The following is a 6,288-nucleotide window of genomic DNA, read 5'->3' on the forward strand; positions in this document are numbered from 1 at the left end:
TCCCAGAACATCCTCCGATGGGCTGCGTGCCCTGATATGGACTGGTACAGTTTGTCGCTGTTTCCTGTAGCTGTACCTTGATAGATGGTATCAGTTAAACGATAGCTGCCTCAACGACAAGCATTCGCAGGGAGGCGATCGTGATGGTGGCTGTCCAGGACAGCGGTGTCGAGCCGCGGCTGAATTCCCGCATCGAGAAATTCCGCGACCTGTCGCCGGCCGATCGCCTGGCGACGGTCGGCGACGCCGCTCGTCTTGGGCAGGCGGATCGCGATGCCTTGCGCGGCGGCGGCCTGCCGCTCGATCTCGCCAACGGCATGATCGAGAATGTGGTCGGCACCTTCGAGATTCCGCTCGGCGTCGCCACCAACTTCACCATCAACGGTCGCGATTACCTCATCCCGATGGCGGTGGAAGAGCCGTCGGTGGTCGCCGCCGCCTCCTACATGGCGCGCGTCGCCCGCGGTTGCGGCGGCTTCGAGACATCGAGCACCGCACCGATCATGCGGGCACAGGTGCAGATACTCGGTCTGTCCGATCCGCACGGCGCACGCGCCAGGCTGCTGTCCGCCCGCGACCAGATCATCGCCGCCGCCAACGAGAAGGACCGGGTGCTGATCGGCCTCGGCGGCGGCTGCCGCGAGATTGAAGTGCAGGTGTTCGAGGAGACGCAAGTCGGACCGATGGTGGTGCTGCATCTGCTCGTCGACGTGCGCGACGCGATGGGCGCCAACACGGTCAATACCATGGCCGAGGCAGTCGCACCGATGATCGAGCGCATTTCGGGTGGCACCGTCCGGCTGCGCATCCTCTCCAACCTGGCCGACCTCAGGCTGGCGCGGGCGCGGGTGCGGCTGACGCCGAAGGCACTGGCGACGAAGGAGTTCACCGGCGAGCGTATCGTTGCCGGCATCGTCGAGGCCTGTTCGCTGGCGATCGTCGATCCTTACCGCGCGGCCACGCACAATAAGGGCATCATGAACGGCATCGATCCAGTCGTCGTCGCGACCGGCAACGACTGGCGGGCGATCGAGGCCGGCGCCCACGCCTGGGCGGCGCGCGGCGGCCGTTATACGTCGTTGAGCCGCTGGGAGATCGACGCCGCCGGAAACCTCGTGGGGACGCTGGAAATGCCGATGGCGCTGGGCATGGTCGGCGGCGCCACCAAGACGCACCCGGCCGCGCGCGCAGCGCTGAAACTCCTCGGCGTGACCACGGCGCAAGAGCTTGCCGAGGTCACCGTCGCGGTCGGGCTGGCGCAGAACATGGCGGCGCTCAGGGCGCTGGCAACCGAAGGCATCCAGCGTGGACACATGGCGCTGCATGCCCGCAACATAGCCATCGTGGCGGGCGCGAGCGGCGCGAATATCGATGCGGTGGCAAAGGAACTTGCGGCGGATCACGATGTGCGCGTCGATCGCGCCAGGGAAATCCTGCTCAGACTGGGCAAAGAGGAGGCCTGAGCGGTGAGCGAGGCAGCCGCACGCGGAAATCAGGCTCGGCTTTCCAGCCTGCTCAAAAGCCAGGAAGGCATCGTGCTGGTGCTGGCGGTGCTGGCCTTCGTGCTGTTCTCGTTGCTGCTGCCGTCCTTCTTCAGCCCCGGCAACATCCTAGCCCTGATCAGAAGCGTCTCGATTCTCGGCATCCTGGCGCTGGGAATGGCGCTGGTCGTCATCGCCAGGGGCATCGATGTCTCGATGATCGCAACGATGGTGGTGTCGGTGTCCTGGGCCTTCGTGATCGCCCGCTCGGGCTATTCGCTGGAATTCGCGCTGCTGATCGGCGCGCTGTTCGCGGTGGTCGCCGGCGTGCTGATCGGGATGCTGATCGCTTTCGGCGAGGTCGCGCCGATCTTCGCGACGCTTGCCGCCGGCTCCGTCATCTACGGCCTTGGCCGAACCTTCTTCTTCACGCTGGAGATGCAGAATGTGCCGCCAGGCGCCGAATGGTTCTCGCTGATCGGGCAGGGCCGCATCCTCGGCGTCCCGGTGACGGTGGTGGTCTTTGCCATGCTTTGCCTGGCGCTGCATCTGGTGCTCAGCCGCACGCGGTTCGGCTGGCAGACCTATGCCATGGGCAACAATCCGGGCGCCGCCAGGATCACCGGCATTTCCAACCGGCCGATGATCGTCGCGCAATATGCGATCAGCGCGCTGATCGCCTACGGCGCCGGGCTGGTGCTTGCCTCGTCGGCGTCGGCGATCAACGCCCGGCTTTTCAATTCGACGATGATCTACGACATCCTTCTGGTCGTCGTGTTGGGCGGCATCGGCCTGAATGGCGGCCACGGCAAGGTTCGCAACGTCATTCTGGGCACGATCTTCGTCGGCATCCTGCTCAACGGCATGACGATCATGAACATCGCCTACACGATCCAGAACCTGGTCAAGGGCGTGGTCCTGCTTCTGGCCATCGTCATCGACTCGCTCGTCAACCCACGCGACGAGCAGACGTCCCAGCAAGGGGATCTCTGACACCAATTTCAACGCCAAAATGCAATGGGAGGAAACCATGCGACTTCTGAAAACGACAAAGTGGCTGGCCGCGGCCTGCATCGCGCTTGCCGGTATCGTCACCGCCAGCGCCCAGGACAAGGGCCTGGAAAATCCGCGCTCGACGACGTTCCACAAGACGCTGGAAGGCAAGAAGGTCGTCTTCCTGCCGCTGTCGATGGGTTTCGACCTGACCGAAGGCTGGGCGGCGGTGATGCGCCAGCAGGCCAAGCGCCTCAAGTATGATTTCGAGATCCGCGACCCCGCCTGGAGCACCGACGCGGGAACCCGCGCGCTGCAGTCGCTGATCAGCGAGAAGCCGGACCTGATCGTCGCGCACAATCCCGACATCCAGTCCTACGCCCGGTTGCTGGCTCAGGCGCAGGCCGCCGGCATCAAAGTTGTGCAGATCAACCTGGAATCGAACACCCAGACCGATTCGTATGTCGGCGCCGACTGGACCGAGATCGGCGAACAGGCGGCGCAGGCCGTGGTCGACAAATGCAGCCCCGGCAAGGGTGCTTCGACCAAGGTCGCTATCGACACCGGCGTGCCGACGGCGGCATCCGACGTGTTCCAACTCGACGGCATCTACCGTGTCTTGAACCAGCATCCCGACATCCAGGTCGTTTCGCAGCAGGCCACCGAATACAATCCGGAAAAGGCGCGCTCGATCATGGAGACCGTGCTGCAACAGCATCCGGATCTTTGCGGCGCCATCGGCATCTGGGACAATCAGGACACCGGCACGGCGTCTGCGATCCAGCAGGCCGGCAAGGGCGACCAGGTCTTCCTCGTCACAAGCGGCGGCGGCAACAGGGTCGGCTGCGAGAATGTCGAGAAGGGCCTGTTCAATCTCTACATCAGCTACAACGTGCCGCTGCAGGGCGAAATCCTGAATGCGGAGATCGCAAGGCTGCTGCTCTCCGACGGTACCGCCGGCGAGACCAAGACGCTCTATTTCAATCCGCTGACGCAGATCACCAAGGCCAACGTCAACCAGCGCAATTGCTGGACGCTGGACGATCTGAAGTAGGGAATCCTGACTTATGGCCACCAGCGATGCGCTTTCACGGCTGCGGTACCGGCTTTTGCCGGACCGCCTGTTCGGCGAATTGCTGACCAAGAGCTGGATCGACAACGTCATTCCGGCATTGGCGCTGGTGGTCACGATCCTCGTCATGACGTGGATCATCCCTGGCTATTTCTCGGTCGGCAACCTTACCGATCTCGCCCGCCAGGTGTCGGAATTCGGCCTGATCGCACTGGCGCTCACCATCGTCATCCTCTCGGGCGGCATCGACCTCTCGGTCGGCTCGATGTTCGCGCTATGCGTGCTTGCCGCCCTGGTATCGATGAACGTTGCCGGCCTGCCGGTCGGCGTGGCATTGATCGCGACGCTAGCCACGGGCCTCGTCTGCGGGCTGCTCAACGGGGTGCTGATCGGCTATCTCAGGCTGCGCGCCTTCATCACCACTCTGGTGACACTGGTCATCTACCGGGCGCTCTACGACATCATCTTTCCCCGGCTTGCCAGCGCGATCGTCGGCTCGATGCCGGTCTCCCCGACCTGGGACCTGATCGGCTTCGGCACCTTCTACGGCCTGCCCGTCTCCTTCGCCATTTTCGCCGTCATCGCCCTTGGCGCGCATATCGTCCTGTCAAGGCTAAGGCCAGGATGGCGGTTGCGCGCCGTCGGCGGTGCGCGCCGCTCCGCCTACAATGCCGGCATCAACGTCAAGCTGACGGTTTGCCTCGCCTATGTCGCATCGGGCCTGCTGACCGCGATCGCTGCCTTTCTGTTTTCCGCCCGGCTCGGCAGCACCGGCGCCGACACCGGCATAGGGCTGGAGATTTCCGTATTGACCGCCGTGGTGCTTGGCGGCGTTTCGCTGGGTGGCGGCCGCGGTTCGGTCGGCAATGCGGTGATCGGCTCCATCCTGGTGCTGATCCTGACCAGCGGCCTCATCCGCCTGTCGATGCCCGGCTCGGTCAACCAGCTGATCCTCGGTCTGGTGCTGATCGCCGCCGTGCTGTTCGACGCCAAATGGGTGAAGAACCGCGGCAAGCTGTTGAGCAAAGTCTATGTCTCGCCGACCTATCTGAAGCTGCCGAATTTGACGCCGCCGACCGGAACCGACGTGCTTGCCGTCAATGACAGGCTTGGCGCGGCGGAGCTCATAGGGCTTGGCGCGGTCGAAGGTCCCGAGGACGTCGTCCTCGACCGCGACGACAATCTCTATACCGGTACGCGGCACGGTACGATCGTCCGTTTCCTCGCGCCCGACTATGCGCGCAGCGAGGTCTTCGCCCGTATCGGCGGTCATCCGCTGGGGCTGGCCTTCGCGCCGAACGGCGACCTGCTCACCTGCATCGGCGGCATGGGCGTCTACCGCGTCTCGCCGGACGGGACGGTGGCGAAGGTCACCGACGAAACCAATCGCAGCCTGCTGTCGGTGATCGACGATTCGCGGCTGCGGCTTCCCGACGATCTCGACATCGCGCCGGACGGGCGCATCTTCTTCAGCGAAGCGACGATCCGCTACGAAATGTCTGAATGGGCGGTCGATGCGCTGGAGGGCAGGGGCAACGGCCGGCTGATCTGCCACGATCCGAGGACCGGCTCGACCCGCACCATATTGCGCGGCCTGATCTTTCCCAACGGCGTCACCATTTGCCGCGACGGCCAGTCGCTGCTCTTTGCCGAGACATGGGCGTGCCGCATCAGCCGCTACTGGTTCGACGGACCGGACAAGGGCAAGCGTGAAATCTTCCTCGACAATTTGCCAGGCTATCCCGACAATCTCAACCGCGGCTCCGACGGAACCTACTGGATCGCGCTGCTCGGCATGCGCACCAGAACCTTCGATCTCGCCATGCGCAAGCCGGGTTTTCGCCGCCGCATGGCCAAGCGGATCGCCGCCGACGAATGGCTGTTCCCCAACATCAATCGCGGCTGCGTGCTGCGCGTGTCGGAAACCGGCGAGATCATCGACGCGTTGTGGGACGAGGCCGGCGAAAACCATCCCTCGATCACCTCGACCTGCGAGCACAAGGGCTGGCTCTATCTGGGCGGCGTCTCCAACAACCGCATCGGCCGCGTTCGCATCGAAGGCGCCGATCCGCAATGGACGGCGCATGACGATTACTGGGGGAAGCGCTGATGGCGGGGTTAGGCACGTTCGTCCGCCGGCTGTTTTCGGCTGATGATGCCGGCATCAGCGTGCCGGCCATGGACGGCGTCTTCAAACCGGACAACCGTCTGGAAGAGGCGGAGCGGCTGCTGTCGCTTCCCGCCATCGACAATCTCGTTGCGTCGCCAGCGAGACTGCTGTGCAGCAGCGGCAACACGCTCTTTCGGATCGACCTTGGGAGAGCGGGCGCTTCGGCGGTCGCAATAGCGGAGTTCGCGGCGCCGATCAGCTTTGTCGCATCCGCGCCCGATGGCCGCCTTGCCGTCGGCATCGAGGGTGAGGGCCTGCAAATCGGGCAGCCGGGCACCTGGAGGCGCATCGGCTTGCCAGGCGGCGTGGCGTCCTGCCTCACCGCCGGGGTCTTTACCGTGGATGGCTCGCTCTACCTGTGTGTCGGCTCGCGCAAGCATCCGGCGCGCGACTGGAAGCGCGATCTGATGGAGGGCGGCAGCAGCGGCGTCGTGCTCGCCATCGATCCGGACAGCGGCTCCCAGCGTGAGCTTGCAGCCGGATTGGCATTTCCCAACGGCGCGGTCATGCTCGGCAACGGCCGTCTGGCGATCAGCGAAAGCTGGCGCCATCGTATCGTCGCCCTTGATCCG

Annotated in this window: 4 protein-coding genes and 1 pseudogene; all 5 read left to right on the forward strand. The window is 64.4% G+C overall.

Annotation, left to right across the window (positions count from 1 at the left end; genetic code table 11):
* The first annotated feature begins 143 nt into the window (after positions 1–143).
* Positions 144–1,463 (forward strand): hydroxymethylglutaryl-CoA reductase, degradative, encoded by a 1,320-nt coding sequence (locus EN906_RS19080; protein ID WP_127375304.1) that lies wholly within the window; start codon positions 144–146, stop codon positions 1,461–1,463.
* Between the two features lie 3 nt (positions 1,464–1,466).
* Positions 1,467–2,474 carry an ABC transporter permease gene (locus EN906_RS19085; RefSeq protein WP_127270346.1) on the forward strand — a complete coding sequence of 336 codons (1,008 nt, stop codon included), beginning with the start codon at positions 1,467–1,469 and terminating at the stop codon, positions 2,472–2,474.
* Between the two features lie 37 nt (positions 2,475–2,511).
* Positions 2,512–3,528: a sugar ABC transporter substrate-binding protein gene (locus EN906_RS19090; protein ID WP_164749005.1), complete on the forward strand. Its 1,017-nt coding sequence runs from the start codon at positions 2,512–2,514 to the stop codon at positions 3,526–3,528.
* Positions 3,529–3,541: 13 nt separating this feature from the next.
* Positions 3,542–5,656, forward strand: a complete 2,115-nt coding sequence (locus EN906_RS19095; RefSeq protein ID WP_127301982.1) for an SMP-30/gluconolactonase/LRE family protein — start codon at positions 3,542–3,544, stop codon at positions 5,654–5,656.
* A pseudogene (locus EN906_RS19100) lies at positions 5,656–6,288 on the forward strand (strictosidine synthase family protein); the annotation flags it as partial. The gene EN906_RS19095 and the pseudogene EN906_RS19100, both read left to right, overlap by 1 nt.

Source organism: Mesorhizobium sp. M7A.F.Ca.CA.004.06.1.1, from assembly GCF_003999135.1.
Lineage (GTDB): Bacteria > Pseudomonadota > Alphaproteobacteria > Rhizobiales > Rhizobiaceae > Mesorhizobium.